Origin of the sequence: Streptomyces sp. NPDC058086, from assembly GCF_042885015.1 — a bacterium.
Lineage (GTDB): Bacteria > Actinomycetota > Actinomycetes > Streptomycetales > Streptomycetaceae > Streptomyces.
Window position 1 is genome coordinate 62,547 of the sequence record NZ_JBHVST010000011.1, and the last position, 19,815, is coordinate 82,361.

Below are 19,815 nucleotides of genomic sequence, written 5' to 3' on the forward strand. Positions count from 1 at the left end.
TCGGTAGGGCGTCGGATCGTCGAGGCGCTCACGGCCGGCCACCGCCCCTCAGGCGGATCGCCTCAGCCGCGACGAACGTCAGAACCCGCTCGGCCGAGCGAAGGCCCTCGAGCAGCTGGGGGATGTCCTCGGCGATGAAGTCCTCGACGCAGTCCAGCTGTACGGACACGACCGGGTACGGCTCGCTGTGCAGCTCGAGGTACGGGGCGTGGGAGATGTGGGCCTGCAGCAGGGGCACGCGGCCGTGCCGATCGGTCTGCGCCGCAGCGTCCACGGTCACGCTGTTGTGGGTGATATCCGAGCGGTAGAGGGGCGGCTCGCCCTCGTGGCCCCGGCACCATCCCGGCTCGGGAATGGTGACCAGGCCGCCGTCGATGGTCTGCAGGGTGACGGTCCGGGCGCTCACTTGCCCTCACCCCGCTCGGCGTCGAGGGCGGCGAGCAGGGAGCGGATCCGGTGGTTGAGGCCGGCCGCGGTCTTCACCATCTCGATGTGGTCGTGGATGTTGGCGGTGGCGGTCTCGTCGAGCAGCTGGCGGGTCATCTTCCGCTCGCCGTCGACGGACGCCGGGTCCGGGGGCTCCTCGTCGGGGCCGTGCAGCGGGTCGTAGGCGGTCACTGCTGCTCCTCGGGCGTGGTCTGGTCGATGACCGCGATGGCGGCGCGCATCGTGGCGCGCAGCTCGCCGATCCGGCCGGCGAGGTCCCTGACGTAGGTGGTGGGCTGGCCCGGCTGACCCAGAGCCTCCGTGAGGAGACTCCGGATCAGCGCCAGCGCTTCGTCCTCACGCATGGCGGGCGGCGAACTCGGCGTCGTACCAGCCGAGGAGCGCGCGGCGGGTCTCGTCCTCCCGCAGGTGCTGCGGGACGTCCGGGTAGACACGGATCTCCATCGCGCCCGGCTCCCCGTACAGGGCGAGGAGCGCCTTACGACCGGTGTCCTCCACCTCGACGACCGTCACCCCGAACACGCGCAGCAGGTAGGCGATCGGCAGCGACTGCAGGTCGGTACGGTCCAGCAGCGCCCACGGGGTGGCGGAGTCCCGGGACTGCGTGGCGTGGTCGACGGCCTGCGCCTCGGCGAGCCGGTCACCCAGCCGGATCAGGTCGTCCAGGTGGGCGCGCACCCGGCGGATCTGCTCGTCCAGCTCCAGCCTGTCGTGGCAGTACAGGGCGACTCCGGTGCCGCCCTCGGGCACGAACTCGACGTAGGGGTGGGGCTGGTCGTCGTCGAACGGGTACTGCTGGATGCGCGCCTCGAGGATGCTCTGCTTGAGGCCGTCGATGCCGTACCCGAGGTGGACCTTGTCGCCCTGGTGGAGAAGGTCCACGGGGGCGATGCCGCTCTCGATGTCGTCGGAGTGGTCGGTGGTGCACCAGGTGGGGCACTCCGTGGCGATGAAGCCGCCCGCCCGCAGCGGGTAGGTCACCATCCGGTCCGGCACGCTGGCCGGCTCCTGTGCGGTGAACGTCTCGGGCGTTACGGCTACGGTGTCCTGCATGGTCGTTCTCCCTGTTGAGAGGGGTTCGGCCCAGGCCCCGGCGGGAGGTGCGAACTCCTGCCGGGGCCGTCCGCTTGTGCGGTGGCCGTGGAGCTGTGGTCTGGGGGTCGCTCAGACGGCGACGGTGAGGGCGGGCTCGTCGACGGCCTCGACCTTGAGGGAGGCCGCGCACGCCTTCATCGGGACCGGGCCGAGGTTGTTGGCCTTGAAGATCCGGGTGATCTCCGCGAGGTCCGGGGTCTGACGGCTGGACGGGGTGCGGAAGACGCGCCACGTGCCGTAGATGCCGGACGGGAGACGGTCGAGAACCTTCTTCGCAGCGCGCTTGCCGCGGTCGGCGCGGCGGGCCTGGTCGGCGGCGCGCTCGAACTCGCGGGCGGCAGCCTCGATGGTCTCGACGGCGGGCAGCTCGTCGGCCTCGTACAAGCCGGCCGGGTCCGGGGCGGTGACGGGCTCGACGTCGGCCTGCTCCTCGACGAGCGAGGCGGGGGCAACGACGGAGCGGACCGCGTCGGCAACGGTGCCGAGCAGGCCACGAACCGTGCGGGCGGTACGGGGGGACGTGAGAAGCTGAAACACAGCGGGTCTCCTGGTGGTTCAGGTGAATCCGTCAGGCCCTCACTCGGTGCTACCAACACCGGTGGGGGCCGTTCACGTTCTTTGCTAGATACCCATCTAACTCTCGGCGACCGCCGGTTCTCCGATCTGCAGAAACTCGTACGGCCGTGAGCGGGCCCACCGTGTCCTCGGCGGCTTTCGCGACCTCTTCTCCCCCTGCACCCCCTTCGCCCTACGCGGCCTCCGCGCCGACGGATGCCACGCGGAGCACCCCGTACTCCCGGAGTCGCCGAGCCGTGCACGCCGCCTCGGGAAAGCGGCTCGGCACCGCGTACCCCCGGGAGGAAGGGCCGACGGATCTGCGGCTCGTGCCGCCCGCGCTCGCGGCCTGGGTGACGACGGCGGTGACGGTGGGCGCACCGACCAGACGGGTCACAACCGTGGTGGTGGGCTGCCTGGTTATGGCCGGCGTGTTGCTGGCGTTGAGGCGGACCAAGGCGCGCAGGGCGACGGAGTACGGCGCACGACCACTCCGTGCTTGGCCACGGGTCTCCGTCGCCGCCTCACTGCTCTGTGTCGCGGCGGCCGCCGCCTCCGCGGGGCTGCACGGGGCGGATGCGCGCCGCGGCCCGATCCCGGCCATGGCACGGCAGTACGCCCAGGTGACCGCCGAGGTGGAGGTCACCTCCGACCCACGGCTCACCCGGCCTCGGATCAAGGGGGATCACGCGGCTCCTACGGCCGTGCTGCTCGACGCGGAGGTCCGGCGGGTGACGCGGGCGGGCGGAAACGGGGCTGTGGTGGCGACGCGCACGCCGGTGCTGGTGATCGTCGACGCGCGTTCGCCGAGGGGCTCGCCCCGGCTGCCCGGCGGGCGCTCGCCCTGGCTGTCGCTGCTGCCGTCCACACGGTTACGGGTGGCCGCGCGGCTCGCCCCCGCGCTGTCGGGCGGGGACCGGATCGCGGCCGTGCTGCGCGTGCGCGGGAGCGGGCCGCCGGAGGTGGTGGGGCAGCCGTCCGGGCCGCAGCGGTTCGCCGGCCGGTTGCGCGAGGGCCTGCGGCAGGCGACCGACGGGCTGGAGGCGGATGCGCGAGCGCTGCTGCCGGGGCTGGTCGTGGGGGACACCTCACGGGTCACACCGGAACTGGACGAGGCGTTCAAGGCGACGGACCTCACGCACCTGCTGGCGGTCAGCGGCGGCAACTTCACGATCTTGCTCGCCCTGTTCGTCGGACCACCGGGTCTCGCCCAGCGCGCCGAGCGGCGTGGCCTCGCACCTCGGCTCGGTATCCCGCTGCGGGCCACCGCCCTGCTCGGTGGCGCGGTCACGCTCGGCTTCGTGATCGTGTGCCGGCCGGACCCGAGCGTGCTGCGGGCCGCAGCCTGCGGATCGATCGCGCTGCTCGCCCTCGCGACCGGCCGCCGCAGATCGCTGATCCCCGCCCTGGCCACGGCCGTACTGCTGCTGGTGCTGTACGACCCCTGGCTGTCACGGAGTTACGGCTTCCTGCTCTCCGTGCTGGCGACCGGCGCCCTGCTCACTCTCGCCCCGCGGTGGAGTGCGGCGCTCCAGAGACGCCGGATGCCGCCGCGCCTGGCCGAGGCGCTGGCCGCCGCGGGAGCCGCACAGGCCCTGTGCGCGCCGGTCGTCGCGGTTCTGTCGGCCCGGGTGAGCCTGGTGGCGGTGCCGTGCAATCTGCTCGCGGAGTTCGCCGTCGCACCGGCCACGGTGCTGGGGTTCGCGACGCTGGCGACGGCGCCGGTGGTACTGCCCGTGGCCAAGGGGCTCGCATGGTGCGCGAGTTGGCCGGCCTGGTGGATCGCCGACATCGCCCGGACCGGCGCCGCGCTGCCCGGCGGGGGAGTGGACTGGCCCGCGAGCTGGCCGGGGGCGCTGCTGCTCGTCTTGGTCACGACGGTTGTCGTGCTCGCCGGCCGACGGCTCCTGAAGCATCCTTGGCTGAGCGGTGCCTGTGTCCTGGTGTTCCTGCTGGTCGTGGTGCAGCCTGCGCCGCTCACCAGGGTGATCACGGGATGGCCGCCGCCCGGCTGGCGGTTCGCGATGTGCGACGTGGGACAGGGCGACGCGACGGTGCTAGCGGCGGGCGACGGCGCCGCCGTAGTGGTGGACGCGGGCCCCGATCCGGCGCTGGTCGACCACTGTCTGACCGCGCTCGGCATCACCCGGATCCCGCTCGTCGTGCTGACGCATTTTTTCTTTCCGCTGTTCAAACTTGTCTCATGAGTTCTGTGGTTCAGTCTCGATCCGTTGAGGCGGTACGAGACAGGTGAGCTGACGGGAGATCCTCCTCGGCTCCTGGGGAGGGACGAGGATGGATCTTGCCTTTGTGCATTCGGGGAGACTGGAGAGGTTTCTGGACAGTGATGTCATCTCGGCAGCGGAGGTGGCTGCTCTGCTCGAGCGGCGTGGCGTGCTCGACGGGGCGCCGGTGTTTCTCGACGAGGAGACGCAGATGCCGGTACTGGCGCTGTGTGAGTACGGCCGGTATCTGTCGACGTCGCTGTTGGATGAGGGCACGCTGAAGGATTACGGGCGGGCGGTCTTCAGAACGGACAACTACCTGGCCAAGCTGGAAAGCGATGTCCTGTCGGCGAGTGAGTCGGACCTCGTTGCCTACCGCAATTACCGGACTCAGCGGCAGAAGAAGCCGATCAGCTGGGATGCATGGAGCAAGGAGTCGTTCGTCTTGGACGACCTCTACGGCTTCCTGGTCGACCGCAAGTTCCTGTCGCACCGGCCACTTCGGGTGGCGGCGCGGGGCCGCAACGCGTTGGCGCCACGGGTTCGTTCGGGCATGGACATCCGGCACCTGACGTTCGAGCAGTACCGGTATTTGCGGGATGTGGGTCTGGGTGGGCAACTACCCGACTCTCAGGTCGATCTGGGCTTTCGCGGATGGTCGCCGTTGCGCGGTCGTGCTGGCTCCGACATCGCTCTGGGGTCAGGGACACGGTGGCGGGAGTGGGCGACGCTGCTACTGCCCGAGATCGGGCTTTGGCCGGGGATGCCAGGCGGGGCCGCCGAGTGCACGGTCCAGGCCTGTGCGAAGTACGGCAAAGATCGCACCATCTATGTCCCTGAAGACGCGGTCGGATCCGCGGAGCTGTTCCACCTGCTGGAGCGCCCGGACATTGTCCGACGAGCAGCCCGAAGCCTTGAGCGCAAGGCCCGCGACCTGTTCGTGGTGCGTGACGTCGATGTCGCTGGCGGGCGGGTGCGGGGCATCCTGGACGGTGTCGTGCGTGAGTTTGAGATGCCGGCCATGGACGCCAAGTTGCGGCGGATCACCGTCTTCGAGGGCGAGTTCGGCCTGGAGGCGCTCACTCTATTCGTCTGCCGCGGTGGTCTGATGCCAGGGACGGACGCTTGGAAGAGCTACCGCCATCGAGCCTGGACACGCATGAACGCGCTCGCCGACGAGGCCACGCCACTGCTACCGGCTCGACGCTGGCGATGGCACGATCTGCGGCACACCTATGCCCTTCGGCTTTTGACCTATCTGGAGAACATGATGGACGGCGAGGAGCCGGATCTGCAGGCCCGACGCCGTCGGCACCGTTCGTACTTGACCGGGCACATCCGGCACAACCCGTTGCTGATCGTCAGCCGAAGACTCGGTCACTCAAGTCCAGAAACCACCTACGAGTACCTCCAGTACACGGACGACCTGATCAACGAGTTCGAAGCCGCGTTCTCCGGCTGGATCGGGGACGACAAAGCGTCCTACGCCGACATTGCGTCCCACGCGATCAGCGCCGCGAAGGGCGGCCGTTGATGCCAAAGGAACGCCGGAAAGGCCGGACCAAAGAAGAACGCGCCCGCCTGCGATCAGCCTTGGCGAACCCTGTCCCGCCCGGCGGCATCGGCCCCCGGGTGGTCGAGATACCCGGAGTGCTCATGGCGGTGGACCCGTCGGACTTCGGCTGTTCACGCTTGGCCATGGAACTGGCTGATGAGTGGGTGGAGTACGTGGCTGCCACCGCCATCACGATGCATGCGAGGGTCTACTACCTGGCGATCACCCGGTTTTGCAAGTTTGTGGACAAGGAGCTCGGGCCGGCGTCGGAGGCGGTGAGTCTGAGCGATCGGAGCCTGTGTGACCTGCTGCTTAAGTGGGAGCTGGCGCTGCCGGAGACCTATGCTGAGACCTCCACCTACCCCGGGATGCTGGCTGGAGTAGTGCGGGTGCTGATCATCCGCAGGGACGACCACCGCGACCGCCCGGTCGCCCCGGACCTCGCCCGGCTGGCCCGCGGCCCCGCGCTGCTGGGCAGCGGCGAGAAGCAGGAACGAGACGAGTTTAAACGGCAGGAGAAACGAGCCCTCGTCCGCGCCGCCTGGAAGAGCGTCCACGCCACCCGCACCCGCCTGGAGGAGGGCTGGGGCCTGACCGCACAGGGCTGCCACCCGGAACAAGGCAGCTGGACCAGCATCCCGGATCTGCTCTGGGGCTTGGCCCACGAGCAGATCGCCCTCACCGACATTCACCAGCTCGTGCCTCCGCCGGGTGAATGGCCCCCGGACCTGAAGGAGTTCGGCGCAGGCCCAGGCCGGGTCTTCGTTGCGCAGGTGGCGCGGGTGCAGCTGGCTCGCAAACTGTTCGCGAGGCTGTATCCGAACACTTTTGATCTCCACGCCTTCCGCATCCTGCTGATGGACGCCACCGGCTACACCTCGGAAGAGGTCACCGGCTTCGGCGAGACGGAGGTGGAGTTTCTGCCCAAGGGCGTCCGGCTGACGCTCCTCAAGAAGCGGGCCGAACGCCGTCGGCACCGGGCCTTTCATGATCGTCCCGCCACTAAGGAACCGGCCCCGGAGGAAGACTCGGACGGGCAGCTCACGGTGGACTGGCCACGGCGCGAAGCCAGTGAGGTAGTTCGTCAGCTCATGGACGTGACTGCCCGTGTCCGCGCCAAGGCCCCGAACGTCACCAACACGCTCTTCGTCACCGCCACCGTCCAGAGCAACTTCACCGTCGTCTTCGATGAGTGGAAGCCCGTGGCCCACAGCTCGTTCCGGCACTGGCTGGCCGCCGTGGGTGTCGAGATCGAGGGTGACCCGCACATCGGCCGCATGCGTAAATCGGTCAAGGTTGAGAAGGCCATCGTGACCGAAGGACGTATCAGCGCCACCGCGGACGACCACGCCGAGGAGACTTTCGCCCGCCACTATGCACAGGGAACCACCCTGCGCATCATGTCCGGGCGGACGATCGCCACGGCTCAACAGCACTGGTTCGACAAAGCTCTTGCGCGTGTTGACGGCCCCACTGTCATCTCCGGCGCCGCAGGGGACGTCGACCAGGATCTGCTGGAGGACTCGGGTCTGTCCGCCCAGGAGGCCGAAGACATCATTACCGGCCAGCTCGACATGGGCGTCTCCCACTGCAAGAACCCCTACCAGAGCCCCTACAGCCGACCCGGCGAGCTCTGCGCCGTCGCACCGTTGCGCTGCCTGGAATGCCGCAATGCCTGGATCCTGCCCACCCACCTGCCTCAACTCCTGTTATTCAAAGCACACCTGGAACGACTTCGTACTTTTCTGACGCCACCGGCGTTCGAGCGACTCTGGGGGCAGAGCTGGGTAAACCTTCGCGCCGTCCTAGAGGACCGCACGCCCGAGGAACTGGACCAGGCCCGCAAGCACATTGACGCCGGTCAGGCGGTCCTCGACCTGCCGCTGGCTGCGAACACGGAGTTCGACGCGTGATCCTTCACCTGCCCCAGCAACGACGTCCCTCGCTGTTTCGGGACGACGAGCCAGTTGTCCAGGGACGCTCACTGCTGCCCGAGGCCCGTGAGCCCGGCGCCTACGTCCCTCGGTTCGGCGACAGGGACGTCTGGAACTTCAACGGCGTTCTCAAACGGCCGGCCAACTGCTGGGCGTCTTCGTGGATGGTCCACTTCAGCCTTGAGCTGGAGGATCCGTACTGGAATCTGCTGGTTCGCGAGTTCTTGATGATGAGCTTCAACCCGAGGCACCCAGAGGTCCTTAAGAACGGTGTCGCCCTCGACGGCTACGGCTCACCGAGCACCTTGATCCAGGTCGCGTCCCGCCTGCGGACAGCAGCAAGGTGGGGCCGTAAGACGGGACTTCCGGCGCACCCAGAGGCATGGACGGTGCAAGACCTGCGGCAACGCATCATCGACTTGAGCGCGACCGATATCACTCCGGACACGGTCCTGGGCCACGTGTCTGCCTTCAAGGCTCTGGCGGCAGCCGGACCCGCGCTAAGCCTCGGCTGGCCTGTCGGCGACCCGTGGCCTGGTCATAGCGCCCGCAAGGTCGTTGAGGTGAGTGCCAGCAAAGATCTTGCTACCCCCTCGGTTCCTCCGAAGACGTGGTTCCCGTTGATCCGCGCAGCATGGGCTTACATCCACGCCTTCGCTCCTGATGTACTGCGCGCCGATCGCCGTTACAACGAACTCCTCGCTGCCGCAAACTCATCGGCCCTTGGTATCGATGAGCGACTCGAGGAATGGATCGCTGACCCCCAGAACAAGGTCCCTCTTTACGCTTCTCCGTCGAAAGGCCAGGATCCGCAGGTGAATTGGAGCCTGCTGATGCTTCTCCTGGGCTACGAACGGGACAGGTATGCCGTTTTCTCCGAGGCGGAAGGCCGGATTCAGGGGCAGCGACGTGCACGAGTCCTTGAGGAAGTGGCCAAGGGGCGGACCACCACTCAGGCACTGGCCGGCGAACTCGCGCAGACGGCTCGGCCGGACGGCAGCACAGGCCCTTGGCATCCTGGCATCGGACCGCGGGCGCTGAACGACCTGAAGACGGCACTGCGTGATGCCGCATTCACCCTGGTAGTGGGCCTGTCCATGATGCGCGATTCGGAGATCCACGAGATCTTGCGGGATTCCGTCGTCGAGCACTACAGCACCCCAGCCGTCTCCTCCACAAAGATCAAGGGCACCCGCAACCGCCCCGGAAAGCACTGGTGGATCGCCGAACCCCTAGTTGAAGCCCTCGCCATCGCCGAGGCTGTCTCCCGGCACCCCGAACGTGTCTTCTCCCCAGTCGGCGCCGACAACCAAGACGGCACCATCGATGGCGCCAACATGCTGAAGTCGTTTGTGCGTTTCGTGAATAGGAACCGGGCCTGGACCGGCCTCGACGAGATACCCGCCGTCTACATCCGTCCGCACATGTTCCGCAAGACGATGGCGATGCTCACTGACCAGTTCCCCGGCTCCGAGATCGCTACCGGCATCCAGCTCAAGCACATCGCCACGCGGGCCCTGGCCAACGCCACCACCCGCAGCTATGCCGCCTCCGACGACAATTGGGCGAAGTACCTAGAAGACGCTCTCGACAACGTCAAGTTCCGCAAGATCAAAGACCTTTACGAGCGCCACACCGCAGGCGAAGAGATCGGATTCGGACCCGGCGCCGAACGCGTCAAGGATGCCTTCGACCAGATCAACGACACCGTCAAGGCCCGAAACGGCGACGCCCGCACCGCCGACACCCTCCTGCGAACCACCAGGATCCACATCCGGTTCGGCATGCTCAACAACTGCACCGCCGACCACACCAACCCCGTCGGCGCCGTCTGCCTCGAGAACGCGATCGTCCCTGACGGCCACGTCGGCCCTCTGGACGAGCGATGTCGGCCCGACCGATGCGCGAACAGCATGATCGGCCCCGAGCACTTGCCGATCTACGACTCGCACCAGCGCACACAGCTCCAGTTCATCAGCAACCCCTCCCTGCCGGCCTGCCGCCGCGACCTCGCCGAACGCGAACTCGACATCACCCGCAACGTGCTCAGGATGGCGGGAGTACCCCAGTGACCGACCCCGCCGAAGGCGACCTTGAAGATCGGGTCAGCCCCAAGACCGCCGCCGCCCTGCGGGCAGCGATGGCCCGCCTCTTCGAGGGTCGCCCTCAACGGACGGACGGCCGCCTCACGAAAGAGAACCTCTACAAAGAGGCCCAGGTCAGCCGCGCGACCATGAACCGCGCGCACGGGATCCTGGCAGAGTGGGACGCGCACCTCGCTACCCACGGCAAGACGACTCCCGGCGAGGCCAAACGCGACGCGGCCATCGCCGATCTCAAGAAGCGCCTGACCAAGAAGACCCAGGAATGCACGCTCTTGGAGAACAAACTCAAGGCCGCCCACACCGCGATCGCGGCCCTTTACCACGACAACCAGGCCCTGCGACAGCAGCTCGACAAGGACACCGCGGCCACGGTCACCCCCATCCGCCGTCGCGGTCCTCGGCAACGCCGCTGAGCCCACCGCTCCTATCCCAGGGATCCGCCCATCGGGGTCGGGGCCGCGCACCAGCCGCTGGCTACCGTTGCACGTACGCCACCGACTGGGTGGCCGTTAAAACCCGTTGGGGCCTGGCGATAGATCTGGTCGAGCGGGTGCGCTCGCCAGCATCCTCACTGCGTGTCCCAACAGCCCCGTCGAGGTCACCCTCGCCTACTGGTCAAGGTACGGCGGACTGCTCCGGCGAGGGCGACAGGCCTACCGCCCGCCCCCCCGCGGTCCGACGCTACGTGCGCATTCCGTCGGACAACGGCAGGAGGAATGCTCAGGTCCGGCGTGGCAGTCTCGCCTGCGGCCAGTCCGCACCGAGAAGCAGGTCGAGCTTCTCGGCGTACGCGAAGAGCAGCCTCGCATCCTTCTCGAGGTCCTCGAGGGTGCAGACGATGTTGGTACCGTCCTGTCTCCGGAAGAAGCGGGACCGCATGACGCCCACGCCTTCCCAGTTCCACCAGGAAGCGTGAACGGCATCGTCGCGGCGGCGCTTGAGTTCGCTGGCCTCGCCCCACTCAAGGATCTCGGCGAGTGCGGAAGCCTGCGGAATGCTCCTGCGGGACTGTGCCACCAGCAGTTTGTGAAGGTCGGACCATGTTTTGTCGACGAGCGAGAAGCCGCCCTGCTCGTCTCTCAGTAGCAAGATGAGCCGCTTCATGGCCGCCTCTACATGTCCGCCAGCGACCACGATGGCGCCGATCAGCCCGTAGAGTCGTTCACGGAATAGGAGGTCGACCTCATCCGGGCCTCCATGGCGCCCCACCCTGAAGGTGGAGATGTCTACGCTCGACCGGGCACTGGGGGTGGTGATGTCCAGGTCGAAAGATGGCCCACCGTCCAACTGGGTGCTCATCCGGTAGAAGAAGGAGTGCCCGGGCGGGGGCCATTCATCTGACATACCTGGATCTTGTCGGCTCAGGCTCCCCAGAGCCACCGCTTTCCGACGTAAGGTCCGAACGTGCCGGTGGTCTCTGAGCCTGCTCCAGGGAACGTCGACAACGCGGAGCTTGGAGGCTGGCGTGGGATGCGCCCCCCAGGTCCCACGACGCCTCGGGCGTTCCGTACGGCGATGCCGGCCCGCAGGGCTGGACGCTCACCGTTGCCCCGGTGGAAGCGTCCAGCGCAGGTCCCCCGAGTCAGGGCAGACCTGCCACGTCTTCAGAACACCGCTGTCCGCGAGGGCGCACAGAGCTCGGGAAAGGTCGTGCTCGGGCATGCCGCAGTCGTGCATGATCCGTTCGTATTCACGCAGTCCTGCTCCCGAGCCGCGATCGCTGTGCGCCGCGAGGCACACGCTCAGCAGTTGCAGCCTGGGCTCTGTTACGCGCGTCTGCGCGAGGCTCCCGTGCCGCAGGGCCCAGTCGGCAGCGCGCCTTCGATCGGGGCGGGCGGGATCCTGGGTCAGCAGCGTGGCATCACGAAGCTGCAGTGTGACCCCGGCTGTTCCGGGACCAGCAACGACGCTCAGCCATCTCGCCCGCTCCAGCTCACGGCAGGCTTCCACGCTGTCGATACGAAGACTGCGCAGCAGGCCCGCGGGAAGGCCGACCCGCAGGACGGCGTTCACGCGTAGCGCGCATTGAAGGGCGAGCAGTCGCGCCCCGGCTGATGTGTCCAAAGGCAGGGCCGCGGCCAGGTAGCTGAGGATGTGGGCCACGCGCACGTGCTCGCCCGGCCCTCTGGCTCTCCTCCTGCGGCGAAGCCCGCCGGAGGGCTGGCAGGGCGCCTGGGCCAGCACAGTGTCGGGTACGACGGCGGCCTGAGCTGTCGCCGCGGCGCACGCGCCGCAGGCGTCGGCGAGACGCCACACCCGACCGCCGCGTTCGCAGGCCAGGAGCAGGCGGATGGGCCCGGCGCACCCGCGGTGACGCCGGTGCCAGCCGCAGCCACGTTCGTGGCAGTGACACGTCCGCAGGTGAGGCGCTCTCAGATCAGCGCGGGCGTGCCGGGCGAGGTGGGCCAGCGCCGCCGAACGGGCAGAGGCCGCGGTGACCGGTCGGCCGCCGGAGGGGCATTGCTGGCACGCCAGGACCAGTTGGCCGGCCTGGGACCGGAGTTCCACCGTCCAAGCGCGCGGCGCCGCAGGGCACACGGTGTGCAGTCGCGCGAACAAGCGCCCCTCCTTCCGTTCCAGCACCGGCCCCTCCCCGACCAGGTCGGGCGGCCGTCACCGTAGTGCAGACCTCTGCCCTCTCCGGATCGGGTTCGCCGGGAGAAATAGGGCAGAGGTCTGCACTGACAGGGCAGGGGTCTGCACCGTCGGATGGTCGGGTGACGATCTTGCCGCCCGATCCGGACCTCAACGCGCTACGGCTGGAGCTGGCGCGGCTGCGGGCCGCCCGCGGGTGGAGCTATGACGAACTTGCGGCCCGCAGCGGCCTGGCCAGGCGCACTGTGATCGAGATCGAGCAGGGGCGCACCGTTGGCACGCTCAAGACCTGGCATGCCCTCGCCCACGCTTTCGATACGCCGTTCGACGAGCTCTTCGCGGTCCTCTGCCGCGGGCACGGGCTGCCCGGGGCCGCCGACGGCTGATCGAGGACGTGCGGCGGCCGTCGCGAATCACCCGAAACGGCAATGGCGTTTCGAATTCTTGATCGGCGATTCGCACTGGTGCCCCCATGTTTTGGGCTGTCCGGGGAATCCGGCGGGCCGGGTGCTGTCTGAGCGGCGTGTTGGCTGGCAGGTTCGCCCACATGTGCTCTTCGCCTCATCCTTCTGCGCGGCGCTGGGATGGCAGCCGTGCAAGCGCCCCCGTGCGGCGGTCTCTTCGGGTCGACCCGGAGGGTGCCAGCCGGCTGCTGCGCTGTGGCCAGACGGCCTCCTGCTGCGAGTGCGGCAATCCGGTCGAGTGGTACGTCCGCAGCGACGAGCGCCGTGTACGGCTGCACCCGCACGAACTGCCGGCCGACCAGGTGCCGGAGTCCTTCCGATGGCACGTCAGCTCCGGCGTCGCTCACCCTTCGGGCGACGGGAGCACCTGGTGCCGCGTTGCGCACGCCGTACTGTGTCCCGCGCGTCTGGTGTCGCCGGAGGCTTCCCGGCTGTCCGGGCTGCGTCGGTCGCTTGCCCTGCGCACGCGCAGGCTGCTCGATGCCGGGCTCTTTGCCCCGTCCGCGGCGCCACCACCGGGCGGCCCGCGGTCCAGAGATGAGGTTTGCCGTCCGAGCAGGCCGATCGTGCAGCTGCTGTTTGTCCGCTACCTGGCGTCCTGCCCGGTCGAGGAGATCCAGTGCGTCACCCAGACCCGGCGGCGCGTGCGCTGCACCGGCAAGGTGCTTGGTCCCGGCGCCCTGCGGGGCGTGTGGACCCTGATGCCCGTGACCGTGCAAAGCGGACAGCTGGCGCTGCCGTCGGACGTCATGGCCGTCTACAGCCTGTCCGCGTTGTCGTACCAGGAACAGCTGCGCTGGCGCAGCCAGCGGTGCCCGCAACACGACGCCACCCCGACAGCCGGGGACCTCGCCGTCGCTGACTGGGAGCCCTTCGACCCACTGCGCCACCACGAGCACGTCCACACCCGCTTGCCCGCGCACCGGCGCCGCCCAGGCCCCGGCCTCGGCAACCACGCATCACGAAGGGCCCACCCGTGACGACGCACCAGTACGCCGTCGAGATCTACTTGACCAGGCCTGCCACCGCCCGGGAACTCGACCGGGCACGTCACAGGCTGCGGTTCGCGGCGAACGCCGACCACACCCGGCTGATGACGGTGCAAGGCGCGACGAGCCCGAGCCGCGCCCTGCATCGGCTGCGGCGCCGGCTGGACACATTGGTGCCGATCGACGTGCTGAGCACGCACTACCCCGACCGCCATGGCCGCGTCCTGCTCAATGTCGAACTCGGCCGGGACACCGACACCGCAATCCACCCCGAGGCGGCCTCCAGCGGCCGACGCCCCAAGGACGTCCTAGGCGAACGGATCACCACCGCACTCACCCGGGAGCGACGCGAGCGACGTCACCGCCTTGAATCCCAGCTGAGCGCTCTGCTCGTCGAGCACACGCCGGAAGGCCTGCTGGCCTGCGTAGCCATGCTGCTTGCGAAGGCACCGGACTGCGTCGACCCGCCCAGCCGACGTCGTTCACCTCGATGCCGCCGAGGAACGCGGTGAACGACACCCACGAGCGAGGCCCGAAGACAACCGCCACATTCCATCCGCCCGGCTCGGGCCACTCGCGCGGACGCACCAGCGCCGCGGCGATCAGCCAGCGACGCTGTCGCGAGCGCCGACCAGATACTTCCAGGAACCCTTGGCTTCAGGTGGGCAACTACGGGGCTGAGGGCCCAGCGGCGCCAGCTCGAGCTTTGTGATCTTGCTCGTGGATGAGGCTGGCGGCATATGAATTCTTGATCCCCTTTGAGTAGGCGACGGCAGTGTCCCTTCGAGCTGATGCCGATGTCAGAACCTCTGCCATGAGTGGTGAACCCACACGTCTCTTGGCCTGTGGTGGGACTCGCGATCGGGTTCGAGCCCTTGTGGGTCCCAGACACTGCGAACCCATGCGCTTTGAAGCGGTCCAGGGCTAACCAGGACCCCGCTACCTCGCAGCCCCCGGCCGGGCATTACCGCTGCCAGTACTTCACCGACTGGGCCGCCATCAAAACCTGCTGGAAGCTGGCCACGGACCCAGCCGAGCAGACCGCCCTGAACCAGCTCGCCGAAACGTGCCCGAACGTGCCCGTCACCGTCATCCCCGCACGATGAGCCGGCGGAGGTGTTGTCCGGCCGGTATCTGGCCCGGGACCGCAGCTGACACCCGCCGTCGCCCTCCGCTCCGCCGAGGAGCTTCCTGGCCCTGTCGCCGCAAGCCGTTCCGAACCAGGTTGGACCAGATACGCAGATGCGTGCTCGACGTCGAATGCGTTGTAACTACTCTTCTGGCGTACGCCAGAGAGGATGCTGGCGGAGGGTGGGCAGCCACTGGGAAGGCAGCGCCTGGTGCTCCCGAAAGACGGCCGCGAGTGCAGTAACGGTCATCGTCTGAAGGCTGCGGGCTCGTGCGTCCTGCCATGCACGGGTGAGCGTGTCGAAGAGTTCAAGCACCCGGGGCGGCTGTACCCAATAGACGTTCTCCTCGGCAACGTTGTACGTGCTCTCGTGCACCTTCGGCTTCGGAGAAGCAAGGACGCAGATGGAGTCGCCGGGCGCCACAGCGCCCTCGGTCTTCTCTGTGGTTCGCCGGTGGCCGCCAGCTTGCCGCGCCTGTTCTGCGCCGATCTCGCCAGTGCTCTTAGCCTGGTTCTTTGCTTCCCAGATGACCCACCGAGTGCTGTCGAAAATCCATACGGCGTCCGGCTTGGCCGCCGTGCCATCACGGGGATCTCCGTAGCTCTTGCTCGCGCCAGCAAGGCGCCCGAGGTGGACCAGGCCGTCTTCGTACGGATCGGGATCTGTCTGCTGGAGGCCAGCCCTGGCCGCCAGAGCGGCTTGGAAGGCTTGGGGCTCCCATAGGTCTTTCGCGGCCAGGATGGAGTTCATGGCTGCCCCATCGGTCGGGTCGAGTTCTTCGACCGCAGCTGCGCTAGGGGCAACAACCGGGGCGACACGATCGAACCACGTCGTTCCAAGGCTGTTCCGCCGCGCCTCGCTGAAGTAGCTGCCTGCAGTCTGCTGGAACTGTGCCTCCCCGGTGGTCTCAGCCAGGCGGTGGGCCACGCAAAAGCCTAGATAGCTCCACAGCGAGCTGTATCGCTTCGGCGTTTGGGCGTTGCGAAGCTGATCAGTGACGTGCTTGATCGAGGTGAGTGCGAAGCGATGGTCTTTGGACCAGAGGGCGTTCGCGGCGGCGACCTCGCTGCGAACGGCTTGCTGGAGTGCTGCAGCGCCGGGCCCGTCCTGCCGATCGTAGGTTTCCCGATTTCGGACAATGTCCTCTTCGACCTCGTCCCAGTCGGGGCCCTGGCTGTTGAAGATGCCGAGGTTCCCCCACACATCGTCCGAGGTCTGGTCGAGGGAAGCGTCCACGCCGACCTCCAGCTCTGCGTGGATCTCGGGGTGCATTGATGCCTGGATGTCGCGGCGGGCCAGGTAGGACGTCAGGCTGCGGCCGAGGACGACCACGGCAGCATGGTCGCGAAGGTTGCGCGTCGCCCGTCCAGCGCCCTGCTGGATACGCGCACGAATGCGTTCCCGTAGCACTTCTTCGGCGCCAACGGAGTCGTGGAGAAACTTCTCCTGAAGGTCTCCATTGGCCGGCAGGCCGTCGAAGACAACCAACCGGCAGTCTTCGTCAGGGAGGTCAACGCCGTCGTAGCGGTTCGTCAGAACCAACGCGGCGGCAGGTTGCGAGGTGAAGACGGAAAGGTCGTCCTCGACCTCTCTTGCGGTGAAGGTGCGGTAGCCCTCGGGGAGGTACTGCTCGCGGAACTTGTCAGCTACCCGGGTTTCGGGGGTAAGCACGACCACCCGCCCGGCTTGCTTGATGACTCGCTGGACGAACGGTGCGACAACCGTCGTGTCGGAGGCCAGGTCCCGGGCAAGTTCCGGGAAGACAAAGAACCTCCGTCCCGTGCCCTCCTTGTCCCAGCCTGCGGGAACGGGGATGCGGTGGATCTTGGGCCGCCCGAAGGCTCGCTCCAGCTCTCCGCCGGCGCCCAACGTGGCACTCATATAGATGCGCTGCTTGGGGCTGTTGAAGGCGTTGTGCTGGAAGGTAGGGGCGATCAGCGGGCGGATGAGGATCTCGCGGTATGACACGTACGCCAGGCACTCCGCCACGTGGGTCTCGACGAACTTCCACGCGTGCGCGGCATCGTCGCTGACCTTGTTTTGGGCAACAGCTTCCCGGACGACCGATTCCACATGACCTGCACGGGCGGCGACTGCCGCGGGTGAGGCCAGGTAGATCCCGGTGAGGTACTGGGTCCCTGGGTTCTCGGACCGCAGATGGGGCATCAGGAGCGGGTCCAGAGCGGGGCTCAGAGCAGCAAGCAGGTCCTTGTAGGCGCTCTCGTGCGAGCGGCGGTTGATCCTCAGGCTCCAGGGCTTGGAAACGTACCCGTCGGCTGCATGCGCATCGTCAAGGATCAGTACGTCGGCTGTGTCGATCCTCGGCCGTGAGTTGAACACGTGGCTGTAAGTACTGACGGCAACGGATCCTGCGGCCTGATAGCGCGCCAGGTCTGCCTGATCCCAGTCCTTCGACGGGCCGATGAGAAGTGAAGGCGGGATTCCGTAGTCACCCAACTTCTGTGCCGTCTGAACAGCCAATTGCCGGGTGGGACACAGGTAGGCAACGCGGGACCCATCAGCCCGGCGCAGATACTCAGCGATCAGTCCACCGACCAGGGTCTTGCCCGCTCCGGTCGGCAACTCGAGGGCAACATCGTCCTTGTCCCGGGACTGCCTGTGCCAGTGCTCCATGACCTTCGACTGGTGCCCCCAGACGGAGTCAGGTCCTCGGTTCCCTCGGGCCAGCAACCGGTACAACTGCTCCGGATCGCTCGGGACTCCGACCGAGTCCGCCTGCCGCCGCTTGAATCCCATGGTTCCCTCCCGCCCCGTGCTCCTTACGGGAGATCAAGCCCCCGCCTCACCGCGCCAATTCATAGCACTTCGCGCGGCTTGCGCATGGGGTGCCTGCGGATCTCTCGCCCGTCAGGGCACACCCGCCCACTGGAGGCCACCTCTCGGCGACCTGGCTCGGCAAGCACCCCCGCTTCCACGTCCACTTCACCCTCACCGGCTCCTCCTGGATGAACCAGGTCGAGCGATGGTTCGGCCTGCTCACCGACAGACTCATCCGCCGCGGCGTCCACACCTCCGTCAGGGCACTGGAGGACGACATCACCGCCTGGATCGACACCTGGAACGAGAACCCGCGTCCCTTCACCTGGACCAAGACAGCCGACGAGATCCTCAACTTCCTCGCCGACTACCTCACCAAGGTCGGAACCATCAGCCAGAAAGAAGAGCAGAACTAACCTTCAGGATTTCTGGAGGATCACACTAGCCGGATCCGGCCGAGGCTCGGCTGGGTGTGCACGAGGACCGCTGAAATCAGGGGCCGCGAGCGTACTGGTCCGCATAGTCTCGTGGTTCGCCCATCATGCGGCGACCCCGATACCCCGATACGAGGAGGCAGGCATGGCTGCCGGCAGCCCACCGCCGTGGGATGAGTTGCTGACCGGATGGGATGAGCTGCTGGCTGGACCGTTCAACATCCACTTGGTCACGAGCCACAACAGCGTCCTCCTCGCTGCGATGCGGGACACGTTGAATCTGACCGACGGGGAGTTTCACCGGATGATGCGCGCCGATCACTTCCGGCTCACCCGGAACCTCGACGAGTTGGGCCTCACCTACAGCAGCCTTGCCAAGGCACTGGTACCGGATCACCGTCGTAGGGAGATCGCTCTCCTCTTCGACTCCGCGGTGGCGTCCCTGAGCTCTAACGGCTTTTACGGCATAGACGTGGCGGAAGCGTGGATAGCCGGTCTGCCGCGACTGCGGAAGGGAGTCCCGGTCAACTCGATCCTGCGCGGCGACATCCTCCACGACTCCGCCGACGAGGTGCAGGCGGCCATGGACAAGAGCGTCGTCTATCAGCAGCCGTTCACAGTCATCCACCCCTCGCAGGTGTACTGCGTATACGTCACGAACCTGTCCAAAGAGCAGGCCGATACGCTCACCGCCAGCGCTGCTGAGCACCCCGCCTATGTCGGGCACGCCGACTGCACCGACCGCAGTGTCCTTAAGGAGCTCCTGGGTCTGTCCCTGATGAACTCTGGCCTCCGCGTGGGCGACATGATCCTGGAAGGCGTGGCCGAAGAAGGCGGCACGCCAAACGGCGCGGGGCTGCCGTTTGAGGCATTCGGCTTCACGCCTACGGCAGTGATCGACAGTCTTTTCCTGCCGTTCCTCGGCTACCGCATCAACAGCCACCTCACTGGCCAGAACCGCGAGGACAACTGCTTGGCTCTCGCCACGCTCAACCCTGACGCCGTATACCTGGAGTCACCCGGAATCTGGATGACCCCGGGCCGGTACGGGTACCTCCAGGACGGCAAGCACCGTGACTCCGTGGAGCAGGCTGGCCTGCTCCACCTGAATCAGCCCGCATTGGAGGTCGCGGTCAGCGAGCTGGTGGCGCAGGGGCACCTGTACAACCTGCGCCTCGACACGTACGGGAACCTGCTCTACACAGCGCTGGTCGACGTGGAGGTAGAGGATGGTCAGTACCGGACCTTCACGATCGGACTCCGGTTCAATCCAGAGGACAAGCGCGTCGAGTTGATGACGTTCTTCTGACCCCATCCCGCTGGGCATGCTCGGCGCCGATGCCGTCGGGTGTGGCTACTCGGGCCCTGGTCTCGGTGCGGGTCCGCGTTGCGGAGGCCGTGTTTGATGAGGCCGGGTTGGTCGATAGTGCCGGTGTAGCGCAGGGCGGCGCCGACGGACAGGCCGAACAGGTCGCAGATGTGGCGGGGGTCGCCGTCGGTGGCCTCGGC

At 67.5% G+C, this 19,815-nt stretch carries 16 protein-coding genes and 3 pseudogenes; 11 read left to right on the forward strand and 8 right to left on the reverse strand.

Annotated features, from left to right (window positions below; all coding sequences use genetic code 11):
- Positions 1-28 precede the first annotated feature (28 nt).
- The 5 genes from ACFVWD_RS11375 to ACFVWD_RS11395 form a co-directional block, all read right to left on the reverse strand.
- Positions 29-406 (reverse strand): DUF6907 domain-containing protein, encoded by a 378-nt coding sequence (locus ACFVWD_RS11375; RefSeq protein WP_389595276.1) that lies wholly within the window; start codon positions 404-406, stop codon positions 29-31.
- Positions 403-618 carry a hypothetical protein gene (locus ACFVWD_RS11380; RefSeq protein ID WP_389595278.1) on the reverse strand — a complete coding sequence of 72 codons (216 nt, stop codon included), beginning with the start codon at positions 616-618 and terminating at the stop codon, positions 403-405. Before ACFVWD_RS11380 ends, ACFVWD_RS11375 begins: the two co-directional genes overlap by 4 nt.
- Positions 615-791, reverse strand: coding sequence for a hypothetical protein (locus ACFVWD_RS11385; protein WP_389595280.1), 177 nt, complete (start codon positions 789-791; stop codon positions 615-617). Before ACFVWD_RS11385 ends, ACFVWD_RS11380 begins: the two co-directional genes overlap by 4 nt.
- Positions 784-1,500, reverse strand: coding sequence for a DUF6907 domain-containing protein (locus ACFVWD_RS11390; RefSeq protein ID WP_389595282.1), 717 nt, complete (start codon positions 1,498-1,500; stop codon positions 784-786). Before ACFVWD_RS11390 ends, ACFVWD_RS11385 begins: the two co-directional genes overlap by 8 nt.
- A 111-nt stretch (positions 1,501-1,611) precedes the next feature.
- The gene (locus ACFVWD_RS11395; protein ID WP_389595284.1) at positions 1,612-2,079 is read right to left on the reverse strand and encodes a hypothetical protein; all 468 of its coding nucleotides are present in this window, start codon (positions 2,077-2,079) and stop codon (positions 1,612-1,614) included.
- A gap of 275 nt (positions 2,080-2,354) precedes the next feature.
- Here ACFVWD_RS11395 and ACFVWD_RS11400 point away from each other — a divergent pair.
- The 5 genes and pseudogenes from ACFVWD_RS11400 to ACFVWD_RS11420 all read left to right on the forward strand — a co-directional run.
- Positions 2,355-4,274 (forward strand): annotated as a pseudogene (locus ACFVWD_RS11400) (ComEC/Rec2 family competence protein); the annotation flags it as partial.
- Between the two features lie 118 nt (positions 4,275-4,392).
- On the forward strand, positions 4,393-5,856 hold the full coding sequence (locus ACFVWD_RS11405; RefSeq protein ID WP_389595285.1) for a hypothetical protein: 1,464 nt from the start codon (positions 4,393-4,395) through the stop codon (positions 5,854-5,856).
- Positions 5,856-7,790 (forward strand): hypothetical protein, encoded by a 1,935-nt coding sequence (locus ACFVWD_RS11410; protein WP_389595287.1) that lies wholly within the window; start codon positions 5,856-5,858, stop codon positions 7,788-7,790. Before ACFVWD_RS11405 ends, ACFVWD_RS11410 begins: the two co-directional genes overlap by 1 nt.
- Positions 7,787-9,883, forward strand: a complete 2,097-nt coding sequence (locus ACFVWD_RS11415) for an integrase (RefSeq protein ID WP_389595289.1) — start codon at positions 7,787-7,789, stop codon at positions 9,881-9,883. The genes ACFVWD_RS11410 and ACFVWD_RS11415 overlap by 4 nt, the downstream gene beginning before the upstream one ends.
- Positions 9,880-10,329 (forward strand): hypothetical protein, encoded by a 450-nt coding sequence (locus tag ACFVWD_RS11420; RefSeq protein ID WP_389595291.1) that lies wholly within the window; start codon positions 9,880-9,882, stop codon positions 10,327-10,329. The genes ACFVWD_RS11415 and ACFVWD_RS11420 overlap by 4 nt, the downstream gene beginning before the upstream one ends.
- A 307-nt stretch (positions 10,330-10,636) precedes the next feature.
- On the opposite strand, the gene ACFVWD_RS11425 is transcribed toward ACFVWD_RS11420, so the two are convergent.
- Both ACFVWD_RS11425 and ACFVWD_RS11430 read right to left on the reverse strand, forming a co-directional pair.
- Positions 10,637-11,215 carry a hypothetical protein gene (locus ACFVWD_RS11425; RefSeq protein WP_389595293.1) on the reverse strand — a complete coding sequence of 193 codons (579 nt, stop codon included), beginning with the start codon at positions 11,213-11,215 and terminating at the stop codon, positions 10,637-10,639.
- Positions 11,216-11,455: 240 nt separating this feature from the next.
- Positions 11,456-12,019, reverse strand: coding sequence for a hypothetical protein (locus ACFVWD_RS11430; protein WP_389595295.1), 564 nt, complete (start codon positions 12,017-12,019; stop codon positions 11,456-11,458).
- Positions 12,020-12,633: 614 nt separating this feature from the next.
- On the opposite strand from ACFVWD_RS11430, the gene ACFVWD_RS11435 reads away from it, so the two are divergent.
- The 4 genes and pseudogenes from ACFVWD_RS11435 to ACFVWD_RS11450 all read left to right on the forward strand — a co-directional run bounded on the left by ACFVWD_RS11435 (position 12,634) and on the right by ACFVWD_RS11450 (position 14,476).
- Positions 12,634-12,897, forward strand: a complete 264-nt coding sequence (locus ACFVWD_RS11435) for a helix-turn-helix transcriptional regulator (RefSeq protein WP_382137024.1) — start codon at positions 12,634-12,636, stop codon at positions 12,895-12,897.
- A gap of 161 nt (positions 12,898-13,058) precedes the next feature.
- A pseudogene (locus ACFVWD_RS11440) lies at positions 13,059-13,445 on the forward strand (DUF6083 domain-containing protein); the annotation flags it as partial.
- 96 nt (positions 13,446-13,541) lie between these two features.
- Complete coding sequence (locus ACFVWD_RS11445; RefSeq protein ID WP_382137379.1) at positions 13,542-13,955, forward strand: hypothetical protein; 414 nt, start codon at positions 13,542-13,544, stop codon at positions 13,953-13,955.
- Complete coding sequence (locus tag ACFVWD_RS11450; protein ID WP_389595297.1) at positions 13,952-14,476, forward strand: hypothetical protein; 525 nt, start codon at positions 13,952-13,954, stop codon at positions 14,474-14,476. The genes ACFVWD_RS11445 and ACFVWD_RS11450 overlap by 4 nt, the downstream gene beginning before the upstream one ends.
- Before the next feature lie 759 nt (positions 14,477-15,235).
- On the opposite strand, the gene ACFVWD_RS11455 is transcribed toward ACFVWD_RS11450, so the two are convergent.
- Entirely contained in the window at positions 15,236-17,851 is a 2,616-nt protein-coding gene (locus tag ACFVWD_RS11455; protein WP_389595299.1) for a DEAD/DEAH box helicase, read from the reverse strand.
- Positions 17,852-18,003: 152 nt separating this feature from the next.
- On the opposite strand from ACFVWD_RS11455, the pseudogene ACFVWD_RS11460 reads away from it, so the two are divergent.
- Positions 18,004-18,288: pseudogene (locus ACFVWD_RS11460) on the forward strand (IS630 family transposase); the annotation flags it as partial.
- Between the two features lie 163 nt (positions 18,289-18,451).
- Entirely contained in the window at positions 18,452-19,615 is a 1,164-nt protein-coding gene (locus ACFVWD_RS11465; protein ID WP_389595300.1) for a hypothetical protein, read from the forward strand.
- Positions 19,616-19,815 lie beyond the last annotated feature (200 nt).

Excerpts from the sequence above, each read along its gene's own strand:
- ACFVWD_RS11385 (WP_389595280.1), bottom strand. The coding sequence starts at position 791 with ATGCGTGAGGACGAAGCGCTGGCGCTGATCCGGAGTCTCCTCACGGAG.
- ACFVWD_RS11390 (WP_389595282.1), bottom strand. The coding sequence starts at position 1,500 with ATGCAGGACACCGTAGCCGTAACGCCCGAGACGTTCACCGCACAGGAG.
- ACFVWD_RS11405 (WP_389595285.1), top strand. The coding sequence starts at position 4,393 with ATGGATCTTGCCTTTGTGCATTCGGGGAGACTGGAGAGGTTTCTGGAC.
- ACFVWD_RS11410 (WP_389595287.1), top strand. The coding sequence starts at position 5,856 with ATGCCAAAGGAACGCCGGAAAGGCCGGACCAAAGAAGAACGCGCCCGC.
- ACFVWD_RS11425 (WP_389595293.1), bottom strand. The coding sequence starts at position 11,215 with ATGAGCACCCAGTTGGACGGTGGGCCATCTTTCGACCTGGACATCACC.
- ACFVWD_RS11455 (WP_389595299.1), bottom strand. The coding sequence starts at position 17,851 with ATGGGATTCAAGCGGCGGCAGGCGGACTCGGTCGGAGTCCCGAGCGAT.
- ACFVWD_RS11465 (WP_389595300.1), top strand. The coding sequence starts at position 18,452 with ATGGCTGCCGGCAGCCCACCGCCGTGGGATGAGTTGCTGACCGGATGG.